The 19861-nt window shown below is 65.3% G+C and carries 13 protein-coding genes; 2 read left to right on the top strand and 11 right to left on the bottom strand.

Going from position 1 to position 19861, the window contains the following annotated elements:
- Window positions 1–179: 179 nt before the first annotated feature.
- From K7H91_RS23145 to K7H91_RS23110, 8 genes are all read right to left on the bottom strand, one after another.
- Window positions 180–1739, bottom strand: coding sequence for a glucan biosynthesis protein (locus K7H91_RS23145; RefSeq protein ID WP_230722552.1), 1560 nt, complete (start codon window positions 1737–1739; stop codon window positions 180–182).
- A gap of 129 nt (window positions 1740–1868) precedes the next feature.
- Window positions 1869–2192 carry a thioredoxin gene (gene trxA / locus K7H91_RS23140; RefSeq protein ID WP_018065654.1) on the bottom strand — a complete coding sequence of 108 codons (324 nt, stop codon included), beginning with the start codon at window positions 2190–2192 and terminating at the stop codon, window positions 1869–1871.
- A gap of 98 nt (window positions 2193–2290) precedes the next feature.
- The gene (addA, locus tag K7H91_RS23135; protein WP_230722551.1) at window positions 2291–5824 is read right to left on the bottom strand and encodes a double-strand break repair helicase AddA; all 3534 of its coding nucleotides are present in this window, start codon (window positions 5822–5824) and stop codon (window positions 2291–2293) included.
- A complete protein-coding gene (gene addB, locus K7H91_RS23130) occupies window positions 5814–9005 on the bottom strand; it encodes a double-strand break repair protein AddB (protein WP_230722550.1) in 3192 nt (1063 codons plus the stop codon). The genes addA and addB overlap by 11 nt, the downstream gene beginning before the upstream one ends.
- Before the next feature lie 257 nt (window positions 9006–9262).
- Window positions 9263–9715: a tRNA (adenosine(37)-N6)-threonylcarbamoyltransferase complex ATPase subunit type 1 TsaE gene (tsaE, locus tag K7H91_RS23125; protein ID WP_230722549.1), complete on the bottom strand. Its 453-nt coding sequence runs from the start codon at window positions 9713–9715 to the stop codon at window positions 9263–9265.
- Window positions 9712–12213: a PAS domain-containing sensor histidine kinase gene (locus K7H91_RS23120; protein WP_230722548.1), complete on the bottom strand. Its 2502-nt coding sequence runs from the start codon at window positions 12211–12213 to the stop codon at window positions 9712–9714. The genes tsaE and K7H91_RS23120 overlap by 4 nt, the downstream gene beginning before the upstream one ends.
- Window positions 12214–12478: 265 nt before the next feature.
- Window positions 12479–13711: an MFS transporter gene (locus K7H91_RS23115; RefSeq protein ID WP_230722547.1), complete on the bottom strand. Its 1233-nt coding sequence runs from the start codon at window positions 13709–13711 to the stop codon at window positions 12479–12481.
- Window positions 13712–13847: 136 nt separating this feature from the next.
- Complete coding sequence (locus K7H91_RS23110; RefSeq protein ID WP_230722546.1) at window positions 13848–14234, bottom strand: RidA family protein; 387 nt, start codon at window positions 14232–14234, stop codon at window positions 13848–13850.
- Between the two features lie 191 nt (window positions 14235–14425).
- Between K7H91_RS23110 and K7H91_RS23105 the strand changes: the two genes are divergently transcribed.
- The gene (locus K7H91_RS23105) at window positions 14426–15220 is read left to right on the top strand and encodes an SDR family oxidoreductase (protein ID WP_230722545.1); all 795 of its coding nucleotides are present in this window, start codon (window positions 14426–14428) and stop codon (window positions 15218–15220) included.
- A gap of 34 nt (window positions 15221–15254) precedes the next feature.
- The gene (locus K7H91_RS25780) at window positions 15255–16301 is read left to right on the top strand and encodes an alanine racemase (RefSeq protein WP_230722544.1); all 1047 of its coding nucleotides are present in this window, start codon (window positions 15255–15257) and stop codon (window positions 16299–16301) included.
- A 49-nt stretch (window positions 16302–16350) separates the two neighbouring features.
- Here K7H91_RS25780 and K7H91_RS23095 read toward each other — a convergent pair whose 3' ends face one another.
- From K7H91_RS23095 to K7H91_RS23085, 3 genes are all read right to left on the bottom strand, one after another.
- Window positions 16351–17061 carry a copper homeostasis protein CutC gene (locus K7H91_RS23095; protein WP_230722543.1) on the bottom strand — a complete coding sequence of 237 codons (711 nt, stop codon included), beginning with the start codon at window positions 17059–17061 and terminating at the stop codon, window positions 16351–16353.
- Window positions 17058–18251, bottom strand: coding sequence for an MFS transporter (locus tag K7H91_RS23090; protein WP_230722542.1), 1194 nt, complete (start codon window positions 18249–18251; stop codon window positions 17058–17060). The genes K7H91_RS23095 and K7H91_RS23090 overlap by 4 nt, the downstream gene beginning before the upstream one ends.
- Window positions 18252–18390: 139 nt before the next feature.
- Window positions 18391–19854, bottom strand: coding sequence for a M81 family metallopeptidase (locus tag K7H91_RS23085; protein WP_230722541.1), 1464 nt, complete (start codon window positions 19852–19854; stop codon window positions 18391–18393).
- Window positions 19855–19861 lie beyond the last annotated feature (7 nt).

Below are 19861 nucleotides of genomic sequence, written 5' to 3'. Positions count from 1 at the left end.
CAACACGGCCGTTCGCCGCCGGCCATTCAGGCGGCAGGGCGAACCCGCTGATACGCTATGAAAAATCGTCGGGCGCAATCCTATCGCCGCCCGTTTGCGCGTGCCTATAGCACTAAATTGCCGCTCAGTCATCCCTTGCGGGGCATCGGCCTTTTAGCCGTGCCCCGTCACGGAGGTTCTTATTCGAACTGGCCCGCATGAAACTGGCCGAGCCAGGTTTCCGTCAGCGGCGCGCCGTCCTTGGAAAGATAGGCGCGGACATCGACGGTATCGGCGCCTTCCTCGAACTTCAGGTCGTAGGTCAGCCGCCAGTCATCTGTGCCGACGATCGGCATCGCGAAGGCATCGAGCAGCTCCGCGCCCGGCCCGACCGAGACCTGCGGCTCGACGCCATCTTCCATCGTCAGCCCCGTGACCGCATCGCCCGAAAACTCGACCACGACCTTGATCTGGTCGTCCGGGCGCGGCTGGCCGGGCACGCCGCCGCGGCCGATCCGGCTTGCCTCGGTCTCGGCCAGCGCTTCGTTTTCAGGCCCGCGCTTGGCCCAGGTCAGCGTATAGGCGAAATCGCGTTCCTCGCCGGCTTCGGGCAGGTCCTCGGGCAGCCAGTAGGCCACGATATTGTCGTAGATTTCGTCATCCGACGGCAGTTCCACGAGCTGCACCATGCCCTTGCCCCAGTCGCCCTCCGGCGTGATCCAGGCGGAAGCGCGGCGATTGTAGAACACGCCGTCATCGAGGTAGTGGTCGAAATCGCGGTCGCGCTGGATCAGGCCGAAGCCCTGCGGATTGTCGTCATAGAAGCTCGAGGTCACCACCCGGTTTGGATTGTTGAGCGGCCGCCAGATCTGCTCGCCCGAACCGGTAACGATCTCCAGCCCGTCGCTGTCGTGGACTTCCGGACGCCAATCGAAGGCCATGTTGCGGTGGGTTTCGGAATACCAGTACATCGAGGTCAGCGGCGCGATCCCGAGACGCTCCACCGCATCGCGGAAGAACAGCCGGCTCTGGATATGAAGCACCTGGCCCTCGCCATCGGTGTTTTCCGCCTCGATCCGGTAGGCGCCGGCGACACTCTTGCTGTCCAGCAGCGCGTAAATGACGATGCCCTCATCGGCATCCCCGTCTTCTTCCAGATAGAAGGCCTTGAAGCGCGGAAACTCCTCCGCCGTCGAAAGACCGGTATCGACCGCCAGAGCGCGCGCCGACAGGCCGTACTGCTTGTCGGGACCATCGGTGCGGAAATAGGAGGCCCCGAGAAACGAAATCCAGTCGGTCTTCATATCCGGCCGCATCACCCGGAACCCGGCCCAGCCCGCGACATCCTCGACGGCCTTGGCGGGGCTATCCTCCGGCATGTCGAAATAATCGGCGCTGTAGACCAGCTCGCGAGCCTCGCCATCCTCCACCAGATTGATCGTCACCGGTTCCTTGAAATAGCGCCCCTGATGGAAGAACTGCACCGGCGCATCGCCGACCTCCACGGTGTGATCGGCGCGGAACCTGATCTTCCAGTGGGCATCATAATCGATCTTCTCGAACAGTTCCGGCGTTTGCACCGGATAGGGCTCGAACGGCTTTTCGGAAAGGGCCTTTGCATCCTCGGCAAGCGTTTCAAACGAGAATGGCTTTGCCGGGCCGAGTTCCGGTTCGAAGGCGGAAGCCGTTGCCGGCAGCAGAAACAGGGGAACAACAAACAGGCTGAGAAGAGAGGGCGAAACAGAACGCATCGTCGTCATCAAGAGGTAAACTCCGTTTTGGCCATAATAGTGCTGAAGGCCAAAACGCGGCAAAATCCGCCAGGTTCCGCCTCGATCAAAAAAAGCCCGCGCAATGGCGGGCTTCATGGCTGCAAAATGTGGCTGTTTTCAGCCTACGACGCCGGAAATCCAGCTCGAAAGCGCGGTTTTCGGCGCGGCGCCGACCTTCACGTCGGCAAGTTCGCCGCCCTTGAACATGGCCAGCATCGGGATCGAACGGACCCCGTACTGAACCGCCAGATCCGGATTGTCATCGACATTGACCTTGGCGATCTTGACCTTGCCGTTCATTTCCTCGGCGATTTCCTCCAGGCTCGGGCCGATCATCCGGCACGGGCCGCACCATTCGGCCCAGAAATCGACCACGACGGGTTCTGAAGATTCAAGCACTTCCTGCTTGAAATTGGCTGTAGTGACCTTGACTGTCGTCATTTGATAGCTCCTTGCGTTGCCGGAAACACACCCGGCCCCTTGCGCAAAATCTTGAGATGCATGTGAGCATGGTTTCACAAAAAATCAATGCCGCCCCGTCACTTTGTCGCAAGTCGCGCAAGGGCTTCGGCAAGTTCGTCCTCTCCCAGCACCCGCACCGCCGCCGTCTCCGTATAGATCAGCAGGCAGTCGATCGCGCTTCGCGGATAGAGCGGCTTCAGGATTTCGCGATAGACCGCCATCTGCGCCACATGGCTGAAGGGCGGCGTCTCGCCATCGCCCGGCGGGTTGCGGTTGGTCTTGAAATCGGCGAGCAGCACCCGGTTATCCGTAACCGCCAGCCGGTCGAGCCGGCCGGAAACGGTATAGGCCCCGCCGGCAAGCCGCACGGTTCCGGCAATCGAGACTTCCGGACGCGCCGATGGCGCAAACAGCGGCTGCAGCCGGGGATCGCCGATCACCGCCATCACGCTTGCGGCAATCGCGGCGCGTTCTTCGTCCGGCAGCGCAAAAGCCGCCCGGTCGAGATAGCGCCGGCAGGCGGCGTCCCGGTCATCGGTTTCAAATCCCGGCAATATCTGCAACAGCCGATGCACCAGCCGGCCGCGCTCCAGCGCCAGATTGATCTCCGGCTTTTCGAACAGCGGCGAGGCCGTCATCGGCGCGGGGTCCTCGACCTCAACGCCGGCGCGCGACGGGCTGAGCGGCGGCTGCGGCCGTTCGGTCTCGCGAAACGGCGTCAGCAGCGCGTCCGGCAGCGGCGGTTTTTCGGTGGCTTCCTTTTTGGCCCCTTCCTCGTCAAACCGGCGCGGCGGGATCTTTTCCTCGAAGACCAGCGCCGGCCATTCCTCGCCGCCCGGCCCGGCCATCGCCGTCTCGTTGACGCGGTGATCGCCTTCCAGCGCCGACCAGACCATGCGATGCCAGGTATCCGGCACCTCGGTGCGGCCGCGATAGCCGGCCACGATCAGCCGGTCGGCGGCGCGGGTCATGCCCACGTAAAGCAGCCGGCGATATTCCTCCTTGGCCTCGGCCTCGCGCCGGGCGAGATCGGCGGCGACCAGGCTGTCGGCATCGCGCGCGGCTCCATGCCAGACCGGCACATCGCCCACCATCACCCGGAAGCCCGAAAGGTTGCGCGGCTCGAACGGCTTACCGCCGCCATCGACCAGAAACACCACCGGCGCTTCCAGCCCTTTGGCGGCATGGGTGGTCATGATCCGCACTTCATCGCGGCCCTGATCCTGCTCGCGTTTGATCTCCAGCCCGCCGGTCTCCAGTACATCAAGGAAGCTCTGCAAACCCGGCAGGCCGGTGTCCTCATGCCCCTTGGCGGCGTTGAGAAATTCATCGAGAATGTCGCCAGCCTCGCTGCCGAGCCGCGCCAGAAACGCCCGCCTGCCGCCCTCGCGCGCCAGAATGCCGGCATAGAAATCGAACGCGGTGCGCCGCCGCGCGGCGTTGATAACTCGCTCCAGCCTCTCGACCGCGACGGAAAGCGTTTCATCGCCGGCACCGGCAAGCCGGCGCAGCGCCGACCAGACATGCTCGCCCGGCTTGCGCATGGCGGCCACGGCAAAGAGATCGTCTTCCGAGAGCGACAGAAGCGGGCTCTTGAAGATCGCGGCCAGCGAAAGATCGTCCTCCGGCAATACGGCAAAACGGCCAAGCGCGATCAGATCCTTGACCGCGATATGATCGGCAAGCCGCAACCGGTCGGCGCCTGCAACGGGAATGTCGTAGGGCGATTTCAGCGCTCTGGTCAGCGCATTGACGAAGGCATCGCGCTTTCTGACCAGAACCAGAACGTCGCCGGCCCTCACCGTGCGGCTGACGCCGTGATCCACCAGCGTCTCGGTTCCGACCATGGCGGCGATCCTATGGGCAATCCGCCGGGCGAGGATCGCCGCCGGGGCCTCGTCGGGCGTGGCGTCGAAGGGCGCGGTCCAGTCATCGGTCTCGATCACTTCTGCCGGCGCGATCACATCCCATGCCTCGACCCGGCCCGGATGGCCGATGCGGTTGGAGATATGAACCGTGGCCTCGTCTTCCGCCGAAAGCCCCTTGCGGTTTTCCGGCACCGAGAACACGAGGTCAACCGCCGAAAGCACCGAGGCGGTCGAGCGGAACGACAGCGGCAGGCCGATCCGCGCGAAGCCGGCATCGATCGCCAACACCCGCCGCTCGGCGAGCCGGCCCTCGGCGGAAAACCGCTCCGGCCGCGCGCCCTGGAAGGAATAGATCGACTGTTTCTCGTCGCCGACGGCAAACATGGTGCGCTTTCCGGGCCGTGCGCCCGCGCCCGAGAAGAAATCCTCGCTGAGCGCCCTAACCACATCCCATTGCAGCGGCGCGGTGTCCTGCGCCTCGTCGACCAGAATATGATCGATGCCCTGGTCGAGCTTGTAGTGGATCCATTGCCCGGAATCGGGCCGTGTCAAAAGGCTTGCGGCATGGGCGATCAGATCCTCGAAATCGAGCTTGCCGCGCCGGCGTTTCAGCTCCTCGTAACGTCGGTCCAGCCGGTCGGCCAGCGTCAACGCGGCCAGCGTCTTTAAGAAGATCCGGTAGCGGACAAGCGTATCGCGCATGGCAAAGACATGCCCGGCGGCGGCCATCACCGCCTCGGCAATCTCGGGCGCTTTCTCCCGCAGGCTCTTGAACACAAGCGTGCGCTCCGCCTTCGGCACGCCGGCCTTGGTCAGGAATGCCTCTTCGAGAAGGCCGAAACGGGTGACCGCATCAGCAGCAGCAGAGGCCGCGGCAAGTGTATCTGCGAATTTCGCGGCGTTTTTGCCGCCATCGGCCCGCGCAATCGCAATCAGCGCCGAATAATCGCCCTCGCCAAGGCCCGGCAGCGGCCAGGCATCGGCGGCGATCGTTTCAGGCGATGTAGCGGCCTCAAAGCCGTAGGCCTCGCGCAATGCAGCTTCGAGCCCATCACGCGCGCGCTCCAGAAACGGCCGGATGGCGTGGCGGTTGCGGACGATCTCGCCGAGCAGTTTTTCAAGCCCGCTGTCATCGGCAATCTCCAGCACGGTCTGGAACGCCTTCGACAGATCGGGATCGTCGCGGCTGGCGGTTGCCGTCAACAGGCCGAGGCGGGCGTCGGCCAGAAGCGTGGCGGCTGCGGTGTCGTCCAGCACCGAGAAATGGCCGGCGACATTGGCCTCCAGCGGAAACCGGTGCAGCAGGCTTTCGCAAAAGGCGTGGATGGTCTGGATCTTCAGCCCGCCCGGCGTTTCAAGCGCGTGGGCGAACAGCCGCCGCGCCATTGCGATCTTCAGCGCATCCGGCCGCGCGCCCTCGATTTCGGCGATCTCGTCGGCAAGGGCAGCTTCCGGCAACACCGCCCATTCCGCGAGCCGCCTGAACACCCGGTTCGACATTTCGGACGCCGCCGCCTTGGTATAGGTCAGGCACAGGATCGCCGAGGGCCGCGCGCCGGAAAGCAGCAGCCGGACGACGCGCTGGGTCAGCACATGGGTCTTGCCCGAGCCGGCATTGGCCGAGACCCAGACCGAGCGGGCCGGATCGGAGGCGAGCCGCTGGCGGCCGGTGGTCCAGGAAAGCCAGGTCTCGGCATCGGCGTCATGTCCGGGTGCGACTGCGGTTTCGGTCTCACTCGTCATCGCCGCCCTCCCCGTCATCGGCGGTCGACCATTCGGCGACGCGGGCCAGATGGTCGTATTCGCCGGAAAAATCGCGCGCACTCGCCGGCACCAGCCGCGAGGCGAATGGCCGCTCGCCGGATTTCAGCGCCACGACGAAACGGGTGAATTCCCGCAGCGCATCGGCTGCCAGTTCCTCGGCGGTAATCGCGGCCTCCTTGACTGTCTTCGCCTTTTCCAGCGCCTCGCCGATGAAGCGATGGCCGGGGCGCAGCCGCACATATTTGAGGCTTGTCGCTTCCACCGGCGCAACCTCCTTGAAACCGCCCGCCGCAAGGGCTGCCGCCTCCAGCGGCAATTGCGGATCGAGCAGGGTGCGGGCCTGTTTCAGCGATGGCGAGGAGCCGGTCTTGTAATCGATGATCTCCGCCCCGCCGCCCGCAAGCATATCGATCCGGTCGGCAATGCCGGTGAGCCGCACGCCCGCCAGCGGAATATCGAAACCGGCCGGAACCTCCGTCAGCGATTGCTCGATTTGCGTCAGCGCCCGCCGGCGGGTCTCGAAGGCCAGGAATTCGTCGGCGACCGAGCGCAGGCGCGGCACCCAGCTCACCGCGAGATGCGGCGCGAGTTCGGCTTCAAACAGCAGTTCCGCGATGATCTCGTCCATCACCGCCCGACCCTCTTCGCTGTCCGGTCTCGCGCCGGATTTGATGAAACGCTCGGCCAGCGCATGGTAGAGAATGCCGCGTTCCTTGACGCCGGGATCGGCGTTGAACGGCAGGAGCGGATCGAGTTTCAGCACCTTCTGGGCATAGACCGCATAAGGGTCGCGCCGCAGCCGGCCGATCTCGGAGAAGGAATAGCGCTCCGGCTGGCGCTCCGCCGGCGGATAGGGCGCGGGACGGCCGGGGATCGGCTGGCGCGGGGCCGCATCCAGTTGCTCGGCCCAGTCGCGATAGACCGCGCCGCGCCGGGCGAGATCAGCCGCGAGGCCGGGGCCGCCAAAGGCCAGCAAGCGCTGCAGCCAGCGGCTGGCGACCGTCGGCGCGGTGCCCTGCCTAAGCGCGCGCGAAATCACCAGACGCGGCGCGCCGGCCGCCATCCACAAATCATGGGCGAGCTGGCCGACGCGTTTTTCCGGCGGTTCCAGCCCGATCTCGGCCTTCATGCCGCGCGACAGGAACGGATTGTTCTTCGGCTGGGTCGGCCACACGCCCTCATTCATGCCGCCAAGCACGATCGTGTCCATGTCCTGCAGCCGCGCCTCGACCGCGCCGAAGATGAACACGCGGGGATTGCCCATCTGGCGTGGCTTGACCGCCTCGGAAGCCGAGAGCGCCGCGACGATCTCGATCCATTGCGGCCCGTCGGCCTCGATCGGGGTCGAGGAGCCCATGATTTCCGAGAGCATGGCGGCAAGACGTTCGCCGGCCTCCCCGCTCCACAGCGCCGACAGATCGTCGCCGGCGTCGCGCGCCACCGCCTCCAGCGCCCGACCGGTGCGCGCCGCCCAGTCGGCAAGCGTCAGGCTTTCGGTGATCGGCGCCCTGTCCGGCCCGCGCGGCACATGGGTCTCGATCAGGGGCTGAAGCGCGAAATCGATGCGCTGGGCGAGATCACGGGCATCGTCGTCGGCGGTTTTCGGTAGTGCCGTGCGCCAGCGCGGCGGATGCCGGTCATCCTTCTGCTTCTCCAGCGCATCGTCCAGAAACGCCTCCAGATGACCGAGCGGGACCAGCCGCGTGCCGCCTCTGAGCGCGATCAGTTCGAAAGCGGCGGCCGCCCCGCGCATGGCGCGGGCCGACAGGCCGAACCGGGCGAGCGGATGTTTCAAAAGGGCGGCGAGCGTGGCCGGATCGCCGGGCTTCAGAACCGCCTCCAGCATCAGCGTCAAGAGCGTGCCCTGCCCGGTGGCAGCCAATGGCGTGCCGGCCGAATCATCGGCCTCGATCTGAAACCGCCCAAGTTCGGCCGCCACCCGGCGGGCAAGATCCCGGTCGGGCGTGATCAGCGCCGCGCGCGCCGGCCTTCCCTCCTCGGTTTCATGCTCCAGCGCCAGCCGGAGCGCGATGGCGACAGCCACCGCCTCCTGCCGCTCATTGGCCGCCTCTATCAAAGCGACATCGGCAAAACCGTCCGCGAGATCATCCGGCGAGATTGTCTCGCGCCATGCCTCCCAGCGATCGGTGGCCTCGGCCGGCGCGAAGGCGGCGGCGAGCACCGCGTGCCGGGCAGCGCGTTCGGGCTCCGGCGTCTCGAGAGCCTTAAAATCGGCCCTGGTCAGGCCGAGACATTCGATCAGCCGCGCCATTTCATATTGCGGATGGCTGCGGATCGAGGGATCGGGCATGGCCGGGTTGAGGTCGGGCGCCGTCAGCGCCTGAAAATCCGCCTCCGGCATGGCGGTGTCGAGACCGGGAAGCACGATGACGCCGTTTTCCATCTCCGCCGCCGCCGCGATCAGCCCCGCCACCGAGGGAACCGAACCGGTGGAGCCCGCGATAATCACGGGCGAGGAAAGGCCGCGCAGCCGCTCCGCCTCACCGGCAAGCAGGCCATTGCGATGGGCGACTGCCGCGGACCGGCCGAGTTCGTCGAGCCGGCCCGGCCAGTAGATCGCCGCGATGCCGAGGAATTCGGCGGTCAACTGCCACCAGACCGCGTAATTGTCCTGCTCCAGGGCCGAAAGCCGGTCCCAGTCGACGCCTTCGGTCTCCATCGCGTCGATCAGTTCGGCAAGGTCGCGGGCAAGCCACACCGCATCCGCCGGGCTGGCCGGCGCCACCAGCGGCGAACCGCCATGCAGGCCGGCAAGCTCATCGGAAAGCCGGTTGCGCCAGGGCAGGATCAGCCCGGCAAGCTCCAGCAGGCGCGGCACCGGCTCGATCGGCGGCAAGGCTTGCCCGGCCTCCGGCAGGTTTTCGCCCAAAAAACCCTCATCCTCATCGACCTCGCCAAGCGCGCGGATTTCCGGCAGGATCGCCGCCTCGCCGCCGAGCTTGTCGGCAAACGACGCGCGCAGTTCGCGCACCGCGCGGCGGGTGGGTAGGAATATTTTCACATCGGCGAGCGCCAGCGGATCTTGGGGATCATGACGGAATTGATCCGTCAGGCTGCCATCGAGCAGGCGGGCGGCAAGGCTGTCCAGAAACGCAACGCCCGGCGGTATCGTCCACAATCTCGCCCGCCCTTGCGCCACGTCTTCGCTCCCTGCTTCGCTGTTCCGGTTTTACGAAGCATGGTGCGCGGAGGCAAGCGCCGCCTCCCCTCACCCGGCGCATACGCGCCACCCTCTCCCCTCCGGGGCGAGGGGGAACCATGCAGCCATCCTGGGAACAAGCGGCCAGGCACGACGTCGCCGGCGTCCCCTTCTCCCCTTGGGGAGAAGGTGGCCGAAGGCCGGATGAGGGAACGGCGCTTCCGCATCACACCGACATGGAGAAAATTCAGAACCTCTCAACCAACCTGCAGCACCGCCGCCAGCTCTCCGGCCCGACCGCCCGAAAGCCGCACCCGCCGCCCCGCGCCTTCCTCGGCAAAAGTCAGCCGCAACGCATCCTTCGCAAGTACGCCATCACCCCGATCGGGCCACTCGATCAGGCTGATTCCCTCCGCCAGCGCCTCATCAATACCAAGTTCGATCAGTTCATCGGCGTCGGACAGGCGGTAGAGGTCGAAATGCCAGATCGACGGTTCGCCGTCATAGACCTGCACAAGTGTGAAGGTGGGGCTCGGCACCTCAAGTTCGGGATCGCCGAAGCGGGCACGGATCAGCGCACGGGCCAAGGTCGACTTGCCCATGCCGAGATCGCCGTCGAGCAGTAGGCAGTCGCCTGCCCTCAGAAACGGCGCGAGGCGCCCGGCAAAGGCGATTGTGGCGGCTTCATCGGGGAGAAAGACGCTGGTCATTCGGCCGCGATGATATCGGCGGACCCCTTTTCCTCGACGGCATCGGGGATCCGGCAGGAAACCGTGGTCCCGGCGCCGGCTTCGGAATCGATGAAGACCTTGCCGTTGTGAAGACCGACGAAACTCTCGACGATCGCAAGGCCAAGGCCCGCGCCGGCATATTGCGCCTGCCGGCCGCCCGATTCGAAGCGGGAGAACACGTTTTCCAGCGCGTCGTCGCTGATGCCGGGGCCGCTATCGGTGACGGTGAAGACGAAATCGCCATTTTCGCGCCAGCACGACAGCGCGATGATGGAGCCGCGCGGGGCGTAGCGGATGGCGTTGCCGAGGATTTTCAGCAGAACCTGTTTCAGCCGCTGGAAATCGGCGGTGATCTCGCCGAGCTTCGGCGGCGCGGTGATTTCCAGCGTCACCCCGGTTTCCTGCAGCCTGCTCGAAATATCGTCGGCGACCGAATCGATCAGGTCGTCGAGCGACATCCGGTCGCGCTCGAGCTGGAGAATGCCGGCATCGGCCGATTTCAGGTCGATCATGTCGTTGACGATCGTCATCAGCACCGAGGAGGAATTGGCGATGTGATCGACATAATTGCTCTGGCGCGCCGTCAGCGGACCGATCTCGGACGATTTCAGCAGTTCGGCGAAGCCCATGATCGAGGTCAGCGGCGTGCGCAGCTCGTGGGAGACGTGTTCGAGGAAGGCGTTTTTGAGTTCCTCGGCCTTGCGCAGCGCATCGTTCTTTTCGGTCAGCGCGCGCTCGACATTAACCGAATCCGTCTTGTTGACGAAGGTCAGCATGGTCTGGGCATTGGGCAGCGGGGTGACGGCGTAATCGAGCACCACGCCGGAGGAAAGTTCCAGCCGGCCCTGGCGCGAGACGCGCTCGTCGTCGAAGGAGGTGATCATCCGGGCAAACAGCCGCCAGCCCTTGGCCGCTTCCTCGTCCTTCTCGCCGATCTGCATCAGCGCGCGGATATGGGTGCCGGGTTCGGCCTCGTTTTCGCCGATCCGCCACAGGCCGAGAAAGGCCGGGTTGGAAAGCTTCAACCGCCCGTCCGGTCCGAACACCGCGACCCCCTCGGAGAGATGATCGATGGTCTCGCCCTGAACCTTGACCAGCGTGTTGTAGCGGGTCTTGAGCGCCACCTGCTCGGTGTGGTTTTCAAACACCCAGGTGGTGCCGCCGCGCGGATGGGCGGAGGCAAAAACGGAGAGCGTCTCGCCGCTCGGCAGATACCAGAGGTCGTTATAGGGTGCGACCGAATGATAGACCGAAAGCGCCTTGTCCTTCCACTCGCGCCACTGATGCGGCTCCGGCAGTTTGCCGTCGGCGCGCAGGCGCTCGAACAGTTCGCCATTGTCGGGATGGCTTTCGAGGAAGCCCATATCGAGCTTCCAGAGTTTCTCGAAGGCCTGATTGTAGAATTTCAGCCGCCGGTCGGCATCGAAGATCGCGACCGCGGTGTTGAGGTGGTTCAGCGTATCGGCATGGCTTTCAAGCGTCTGCTCCAGCGCCGTCTCGGACGCCTGCAAGGCGGAGACGTCGATCGCGATGCCTGCCGAACCATCGCCGGTCGGCACTTCGGTGAGATCATAGAAGGCGCGTTCGCCCGCGGTCACCACGGGCTGGCGGCCCTTGAAGGGCGCGCCGGACCTGACCTTGCCATCAAGCTTTTCCTGGGTGGCGGCGGAAAGCAGCATGCGGTTTTCGCCAAGCGCGTCCTCGGCGTCCTTCGCCTCGACGGCGGCAACATAGGCGCTGTTCACCCAGATCAGCCGGCCCTCGCCATCACGCTGCCAGGCCGGTGCGTCGACGCCGTTCAACAACGTCTCGAACCGCGACAGCGCGGCTTTGGCGCGCTTGTGCTCCAGCTTCAGCTCGGCGAGTTCCGCGCGCAGCGATTCCAGCGCGCCGAAGCGCACATGGGCGCGCCCGCCGGTGGTGCCGCCGATCACTTCCAGCACATAGCCGCCCCTGGTCTCCGCCAGCATTTCAAAGGCCTTGGCACGGTTGCGCAATGCGGCGACAGCGGCATCGAGCTGTTTGGTGCTGCCCGGCGACAGCCAGTCGGCAAAGGCGAGAAACGCATTGTCGTCTTCCGGGGCTCCGGCTTCATCCGGAAGCGCGCCCAGAAATTCCGGCGCGGCATCGGGCCCTTCCCAGAAAATGATGCGGCGGTTTTTCTCCGCGTTCAGCGCCTTGAGATTGGAAATCCGCTCGCGCTCGGCCTCAAGCTCGGCGGCAAGGCGGTGATTGTCAGCCTCGGTGCGGCCGCGCAGGCGCATGAACCAGAGGGTGGAGAGCACGGTGGCGGCCAGAACGCCGCCAAAGGTCGCAAGCGCCATGACCTCGCGCGACGACAGCATCGGCTGGGCAGTTTCGGCGGCAAAGGCTGAGACAGCCGTCAGCGACAGGGCGGTGCCAGCCAGAAGCAGACGAAACGCCTGCCGCCCGACGCGACCATGCCGCTTGTTATCCTGAGTGCCGCCCCGGCCCATCTAACCATCCGTCATTCCGACGATCCGCGCTACCGCCGGAATCGTCATTGTCGGAGCAGCGCCGCCTTTTCCAGACGGTTTTGCCCCTAGGCATTTCATGTTCATGAAGATCCGGCCGATTGCCGAATCGCGCCCCTCAAAACATAGACGCTTGACGAATCCGCGAAAAGAGTCCGGCGGAAATAAAGCAAGCGCCTCCGTTCTCGCCGGAGCCGGGCCAGATTAGGCGGACATGGTTTCCGAAGTCTTAAAGACGGGGCCGCCTTCAGGCGAAAGCCGGTGCCGGGCGCTCGCGCACCGTCAGATGCACCAGCGCGGACAGCAGACCGAGGACGATCGCGGCATACCAGATCATGTCGTAATTGCCGTAGCGGTCGAACCACGCGCCGCCAAGCCAGACGCCGGTGAAGCCGCCGAGCTGATGGCTCAGAAACACGAAACCGAACAGCGTGCCCATGGCGCGCGGGCCGAACATCACCACGATCAGCCCGCTGGTGAGCGGCACGGTGGAAAGCCAGAGCCCGCCCATCAGCATGCCGAAGATCAGCACCGAGGCGGGCGTCAGCGGCAACCAGATGAAGACCAGGATGACGGCGGCTCGCGCCGCGTAGATCGCCGCCAGCACATGGGGCTTGGCGAAGATATTGCCGAGCTTGGAGGCGAGCAGCGTTCCGAAGATATTGCCGAAACCCGCCAAGGCCAGGGCCTGCAGGCCGAGGCCGCGCAATTGCGAGGGCGACATGCCGGTGCCGGCGCAGAAATTCTGCACATAGGTCGGCAGATGGGCGGTGATGAAGGCGAGGTGAAAACCGCAGACGAAGAATCCGAGCCCCAGCATCAGAAAGCTGGTATGGCCGAAGGCCTGCCTGAGGGTCTGCGGCAGATCGATCGGCGGCGGCGCGCTTGCGCCGGGTGCCTGCTTCACCTTCAGGAAGGGGATCGCGAACGCCATCGGCACCAGCAGCGCCGTCAGGATCGCCATCGTCATGCGCCAGTCGAAATGGGTGATCAGGAAGGCGACCAGAAACGGCAGGATCGCCTGCCCGGCCGAGCCGGTGGCGGAGGCCACGCCGAGATAGAAGCCGCGCTTTTCCGGCGGCGCGGCGCGGCCGACGACGGCCAGCACCGTGCCGAAGGCCGTGCCGGAAATGCCCATGCCGACCAGCACGCCCGCGCCCATATGCTGGGCGAAGGGCGTGGTGCCGATGATCGAAATGCCCATGCCAATCACATAGAAGGCAAAACCGAGCCACATGGCGCGCCGGTCGCCGTATTTATCGGCCAGCATGCCGAAAAACGGCTGGGCAAGCCCCCAGACCAGGTTCTGGATCGCAAGCGAGATAGAAAAGATTTCCAGCCGCCCGCCGAACAGGTCGTTGGACAGCGGCTCGATCACCCCGCCGAGCACCGCGCGCACCCCGAAGGAAAGCGCCAGCACGATCCCGCCGGCGACCATGATGCTGGTCATGTTCTGGGTGGTTTCCGATTGCCCGCGCATCTGACCCTCAAACCCTCCGAAAATTCCGATCTAGCAGCGTTTCCGCCATAAGAACAGTGAATAGATTTGAAGGACAACCAAGGTTTCGGTGATGTATCAGGCGTCTATCTTGCCGCCCCGATCAGAGAGACCCCATTTAAACCGGCTTGTAGGCCACCGCCTCGATCTCGACCAGGATATTGATCATCAGCCGCGCCTCGGTGGTTGAGCGGGCCGGGAATTTGCCCTGTTCGAAAAACGCCGAATAGGCCTTGTTGAACCGGGCGAAATCGCGGGCATCGTGCAGCCACACCGTGGTCTTGCAGATATCGGAGAGTTCGCAGCCGGCCAGCTTCAGCGCCTCCTCGATATTGCGCATCACCTGCGCGGTCTGGGTCTCGACGTCGTGGGCTGCGACCGAGCCATCGGCAAGGGTCGGCACCTGGCCGGAGACATAGACGAAATCGCCGGCCCTGACGGCCGGGCTGAGCGGTGCGGGATTGGACGCGCCGCCTTCGGCGTGGAAGTGTTCGATCTTGCTCATGGAAAGGCCTTTCTTCGGGTTTGGCAAAATGGACCGTCATTCTCCAGCACACCTGCCACAGAAAAACTGCATCGCGCAACGCGCCAAAGCGCCGTAGCAGTGCTGCGGTCCGCTTCTCCAACGAAGGCTTTCCCGATCCCGATCCATCGGCTATGCATCGGTAAATCAACCCGAACCAGAGGAGAGGCCGGATGAAACGACTGGAAGGGCGGGTCGCGCTCGTCACCGGCGGCGTCGGCGGCGTCGGCGCGGCGGTGGTGAAGGATTTCCTGGCTGAAGGCGCCGCCGTCATCATCAGCGATATCCGCGCCGACAAGGTGGACGAGGCGGTCGCGGGTCTCAAGGCCGAGGGCCGTGCCGTCGCCGCTGCTGCGGCCAGCATCACCGATTACGAGGCCTTCAAGGCCGCCGTCGATGCGGCGAGCGGCGAACTGGGCCCGGTCGATATCGTCGTCGCCAACGCCTTTGTCGGCGGCACCGCGCCCACGCTCGACAAGACCACGCCGGAAAGTTTCCGCCAGGATGTCGCCGACAATCTCGCCGGCACGTTCAACACCGTGCGCGCGGTGATCGACGACATGAAGGCGGCCAGGCGCGGCGCGATCGTGGTGATCGGCTCGGTCAACGGGCTCACCACGCTCGGCCAGCCGGCCTACAGCGCCGCCAAGGCCGGGCTTGAAAGTCTGACGCGGACCATGGCGACCGAATATGGCGAACACAATATCCGCGCCAACATCATCTGCCCCGGCACGGTGCAGACACCGGCCTGGGACGCGCGGATCGCGCAGAAACCCGACGTGCTGGACGGGCTGACCCGATGGTATCCGCTCGGCCGCGTCGCCAAACCCGTGGATATCGCAAAGGCGGTAACCTTCCTTGCCTCCGACGATGCCGGCTTCATCTCCGGCGTGACGCTGCCGGTCGATGGCGGGCTGATGGCCGGCAATCTGCAAATGGCGCGCGAACTGACGCTGGAAGATCGCTGAGGCGATCCGCAGGACCGCGCCGAAAGGAAACGATGTGACGTTTGAAGACCTCGAAACCCCCGCCCCGCTTGTCAATCTCGCCATTGTCGACGCCAATCTGAAGCGCATGCAGGATTATTGCGATAGCCACGGCATCCGGCTGCGCCCGCATATCAAGACCCACAAGAGCATCGCCATGGCGAAACGCCAGCTGGCGCTCGGCGCGCACGGCATCACCTGCCAGAAGCTCGGCGAGGCCGAGGTGATGGCCGATGCCGGGATCGACGATATCCTGATTTCCTATCCGCTGATCGGCAAGGCGAAGCGCCTCGCCGCCCTTGCCGCGCGGGTGAAGATGACGGTCGCGATCGACAGTGAGCAAGCCCTTTCCACAGCCGCCGAGGCGGCCGCGAGCGCTGGCCATCCGATCGGCGTGCTGGTCGAATTCGACAGCGGCGCGAAACGCACCGGCGTGGTGCGGGTCGAGGATGCGCTGGCGCTTGCCCGCAGGATCACCGAAACGCCGCATCTGACCTTTGCCGGGCTGATGACCTATCCGGCGAACGAAAATACCGTCGCCTTCGTCAACGCCGCCCGCGCCGCCTTCGATGACGCCGGCATTGCCATTCCGATGGTCTCGGGCGGCGGAACGCCGGATGCCTTCAGCGTCCATGAGCTTGGCGTGATCGATGAGCTCCGGGTCGGCACCTATATCTACAATGATCGGATGATGATCGGCGCCGGCCATGCAAGCCTCGCCGATTGCGCCTTCGACGTGATCGCCACCGTGGTAAGCCGCCCAGAGGAAAACCGCGCGATCATCGATGCCGGCTCGAAGACGCTCACCAGCGATCCCGCCGGCAAGGGCGGGCCGGGCCACGGCCTGATCCGCGCCTATCCCGATGCGGTGATCGACCGACTGAGCGAGGAACACGGCATGGTCGACCTGACGCACTCGGCCGCCAAGCCCGAGATCGGCGAAAAGCTGCGGATCGTGCCCAACCATGTCTGCCCGGTCACCAACCTGCATGACGCGATCTGGGTCGAGGCCGATGGCGAGATCAGCGAATTGCCGGTGGATGCGCGCGGGCTGACGCGATAGGCGGAGCGCATCCAGCCGGCATCGGCTGACAGCGCCTGATGTAAAGGCCTCAGGCCATCGCCGCCTTCATCGCCCGGATTGCCACGGCATCGGTGCGGCCGGGCGCGGCGCTCTCGAACCCCTGCAGCTTCAACCCTTCGGCCTGATGGCGCATCGTGCAGGAGGCATGCAGTTCGCTGACGCCCGGGATCGCCAGAAACAGGTGGGCGTTTTCGGGAGTGAGCCCACCGCCCGGCATCAGCGCGATCCGTCCGCCCGCCGCCTTCGCCAGTTCGGCAATCAGCTCGCGACCCTCGCTGGCGCGCTGCTCCTGCCCGGAGGTGAGAATGCGCGGAATGCCGAGGCTTATCGCCGTCTCAAGCGCCGCGAAGGGATCGCGGGTCAGGTCGAAGGCGCGGTGCAGGGTGATATCCATGCCGCCGGCGGCCGCGATGAGGGTCGCAAGCCCATCCGCGTCGAGGTCGTGATTGCGGTCGAGCGCGCCGATGACCACGCCGGCAATGCCCGCCGCCCGGCAAAAGGCGATATCGCGCAGCATGGTTTCGAACTCCCGCGCCGAATAGACAAAGCCGCCGGCGCGCGGGCGGATCAACACATGGACGGGCACCGGCGCGGCGGCGGCGATTTCGATCAGCCCGGTAGACGGCGTCAGCCCGCCCTGGTCGAGCGCCGCGCATAATTCGATCCGGTCTGCGCCGGCTTCCACCGCCGTATCAAGTCCGCCGATATCGCCGACACAGATTTCCAAAAGTGTGGTCATGAACGTCTCCGGTCGAGAAAGAAGACCAGCAGCGCGCCGGCGAACCCGGCGGCGGCGGACAAGATAGCGGTTCCGGCATAATCGGTCACCCTGGTGCCGATCGCGAATTGCGCGGCGGCGATGCCGGCGCTGGCGAACATGTTGACGGATATCAGCGAGGCGCCGAGCCCGGCCTTGTGGGCGATCAGGTTCTGCAGATAGGTCACCGGGATCGAGATGATCGCCGCCGCCCCGAGGCCGGCGATCCCCGTCAGCGCATAGGCCTGCCACACCGCCGTGATATTGCCGAGCAGGAACAAATAGAGCGCATAGATCACCGTGCCGACGATCAGGATCGCGACCTGCGGCACATAGCGTTCCGCATAGCCCCAGCCGATGATGAACACGATCTCGAGGGCGGCGACGATGCCGACCAGCACGCCGATATCGGCGACCGCGCCGCCGGCCTGATCGGTCACGATCAGCGGCAGCACCGCGGCGTTCATATGCAGCATGGCGGTCATCAGCGCGATCGCCAGCAGGCGCAGCCACAGCCCGCGCTGCGAGAACGCCGCAAACGCCCTGAAAAAAGACTCCGCCGGCCGCACCCGCAGCGTCTTGTCCGGCTTTGCCATGCCGAAAACGAACAGCGCGAGACAGGCGAGCGACGCCATGCCGGCGAACAGAAAGGCGGGCAGCATATTCCGGCTTTCGGCAAGCGCGACGCCGACCACGCCCGGCACCAGCACCCAGGAGAGCGACAAGACCGCCCTGATGCCGGAATTGACCGATGCCACCTCAGCCGAGGGCAGACTTGCCGTTTCGGTGCGGACATTGGCGAACAGCAGCGGATAAAGCGCCGTGAACAGCGGAATGAACACGACCTTCGCCAGCGCGAAGCTTTCAATCGAAGGCAGAAGGTAGACGCTGGTAAAGCCGACGAAACCCGAAACGGCGCAGAGCGCCAACATCAGCCGGTAGCTGCCGAGCCGGTCGGTGAGGTTGCCGATCAGAACGCTTGCCGCCACCGAAATCAGCGCGCCCGCCGCCATCACCAGCGCATAGCCCCGATCGCTCATCCCGAGCTCCTGGATGCCGATGACCGAGAGATAGGGCGCGGTGGCGGCGCCCGCGAAGCCGAAACAGAAAACGCCCGTCGCCGATATGCGGATCGACGGGTTTTTCAGAATGAGCGAGACTGTGTTGGGCATGGGGTCAGGCCGTCGAAGGAGAGGCGTTGTCGGAAGATCGCGCAAAGCGCAATATCCGCAATCGCGCCGCGGCGAAAGCCTCCCTCGCTGTTGTCGGCAGGCAGCGCCCGTGACGATTCAGCGCCGGGATGCCCATGGCTTATTCCCCGCCGTCATGTGCCGCCCTCCACCGCTTCGAGGGGTGCGGCTCAGGCGCATAGGCGAAATCGCGCTGGAACGGGTAGCATGGCCCGCGCCGCCTTTGGTTGGGCAGGGCCTCGATATCCTGGTTGACCGCGCCATCGGTGAGCGCCATCAGGTTCGGATTGGCGATCGGCGCGAGCTCGGGCGAAAGATAGCCGGACTTGACCACCAGCAGCCGGAAGGCTTTGGGATCAAGGCCGAGCTGGGTGAAATCCGCGATATTGTGGTAGGGACGCCGGCGCGCCGACAACACGATGGTGATGCCGCCGGTCTCGACCACGGCCTGCCGCTCGTCGGGGCCCGCCGGATCGTCAAGACGGATGATCCTGGCCGTCGCGGTCGCCGACGGGCTCTTGTCATCGAGCGTGCCGCCGATGAAAAGATCGAGCACCGCGCCCTTGCCGGCGGCGAAACAATCCTCCACCGCCGGCCGGTCGGCGATCCCGGCGATCAGGGCGCCCTTGAAGCCGCGCGCGATCAGCGCGACAAGCACGTCGGCGCGGTCGCCGACCCCGCCGCCGGTGGGATTGTCGCCAGAATCGGCGAGGATGACGGGTTTCGTGTCCGCCTTTTCGGCGATGTCCAGCATCTCTTCCAGCGAGCCGGTGACGGGACCGAAGGCGAAGTCTGCGCGGGCATCCCAGTAGGACAACGCGATTTCTGCCGCCGCCTTTTCCGCCGCGACCCAATCGATTGCCGTCACCACGGCGCAAGCGGTGGCGCGCGGCTCGTCGGCCCAGACATAGCCGACCATCAGATTGGCGTCCCAGATGCCCTCACGCGCATCAAAGGCCGGCAGCTTGCGGTAGAGCGAGGCGGCGGGCTCGTCCTCGGTCGAAGTCCGCTCACCGGGCAAAAGCACCGGCACCGGGGCCCAGATCACGCCGGGGCGCATCCCGGTCTCGAGCGATTTCACCAGCATCGAATAGGCCCGGACCATGGTTTCGCGCACATCGATATGCGGCGCGGTGCGATAGGCCGCGAAGATGTCGATCTGGTCGATAATCGTCTGGCTGACATTGCCGTGGAGATCGTAGGAAACGGCGATCGGGCAGGCCGCGCCGACCACCTCCCGCGCGGCCGAGATCCAGTCGGCCTCGGCATCGTCCATGCCGTCGACATTCATCGCGCCATGCATGGCGAGATAGAGACCGTCGAGCGGCAGGCTGGCCTGAAGACGCTTCAGGAAATCGGCCTTGAAGGCCCGATAGGTTTCAACCGATACCGGCCCGCCGGGCACGGCGCGGGCATGGAGAAGCGGCAGGATTTCGACATTGTCCGCCTCCCGCAGGAAGCTGAAGTAATCCGCCTTCGGCAATGCGTCGCCTTCGAGAACGCGGAAGTTTTCCACCGTCATCAGCGCCGGATTGCCGGTCGAGCATTCGGTGTGGATGCCGCCGACAGCGATCCTGAAAGTCATGGCCGCC

Origin of the sequence: Martelella mediterranea, assembly GCF_021021415.1 — a bacterium.
Lineage (GTDB): Bacteria > Pseudomonadota > Alphaproteobacteria > Rhizobiales > Rhizobiaceae > Martelella > Martelella mediterranea_C.
Note: the sequence above shows the minus strand (reverse complement) of the source record. Positions and strands in the feature narration are given on the sequence as shown.

Bases quoted from the DNA above. Each gene is read 5' to 3' on its own strand.
- K7H91_RS23145 (WP_230722552.1), bottom strand. From the start codon at position 1,739: ATGACGACGATGCGTTCTGTTTCGCCCTCTCTTCTCAGCCTGTTTGTT.
- trxA (WP_018065654.1), bottom strand. From the start codon at position 2,192: ATGACGACAGTCAAGGTCACTACAGCCAATTTCAAGCAGGAAGTGCTT.
- addA (WP_230722551.1), bottom strand. From the start codon at position 5,824: ATGACGAGTGAGACCGAAACCGCAGTCGCACCCGGACATGACGCCGAT.
- tsaE (WP_230722549.1), bottom strand. From the start codon at position 9,715: ATGACCAGCGTCTTTCTCCCCGATGAAGCCGCCACAATCGCCTTTGCC.
- K7H91_RS23120 (WP_230722548.1), bottom strand. From the start codon at position 12,213: ATGGGCCGGGGCGGCACTCAGGATAACAAGCGGCATGGTCGCGTCGGG.
- K7H91_RS23115 (WP_230722547.1), bottom strand. From the start codon at position 13,711: ATGCGCGGGCAATCGGAAACCACCCAGAACATGACCAGCATCATGGTC.
- K7H91_RS23110 (WP_230722546.1), bottom strand. From the start codon at position 14,234: ATGAGCAAGATCGAACACTTCCACGCCGAAGGCGGCGCGTCCAATCCC.
- K7H91_RS23105 (WP_230722545.1), top strand. From the start codon at position 14,426: ATGAAACGACTGGAAGGGCGGGTCGCGCTCGTCACCGGCGGCGTCGGC.
- K7H91_RS23095 (WP_230722543.1), bottom strand. From the start codon at position 17,061: ATGACCACACTTTTGGAAATCTGTGTCGGCGATATCGGCGGACTTGAT.
- K7H91_RS23090 (WP_230722542.1), bottom strand. From the start codon at position 18,251: ATGCCCAACACAGTCTCGCTCATTCTGAAAAACCCGTCGATCCGCATA.
- K7H91_RS23085 (WP_230722541.1), bottom strand. From the start codon at position 19,854: ATGACTTTCAGGATCGCTGTCGGCGGCATCCACACCGAATGCTCGACC.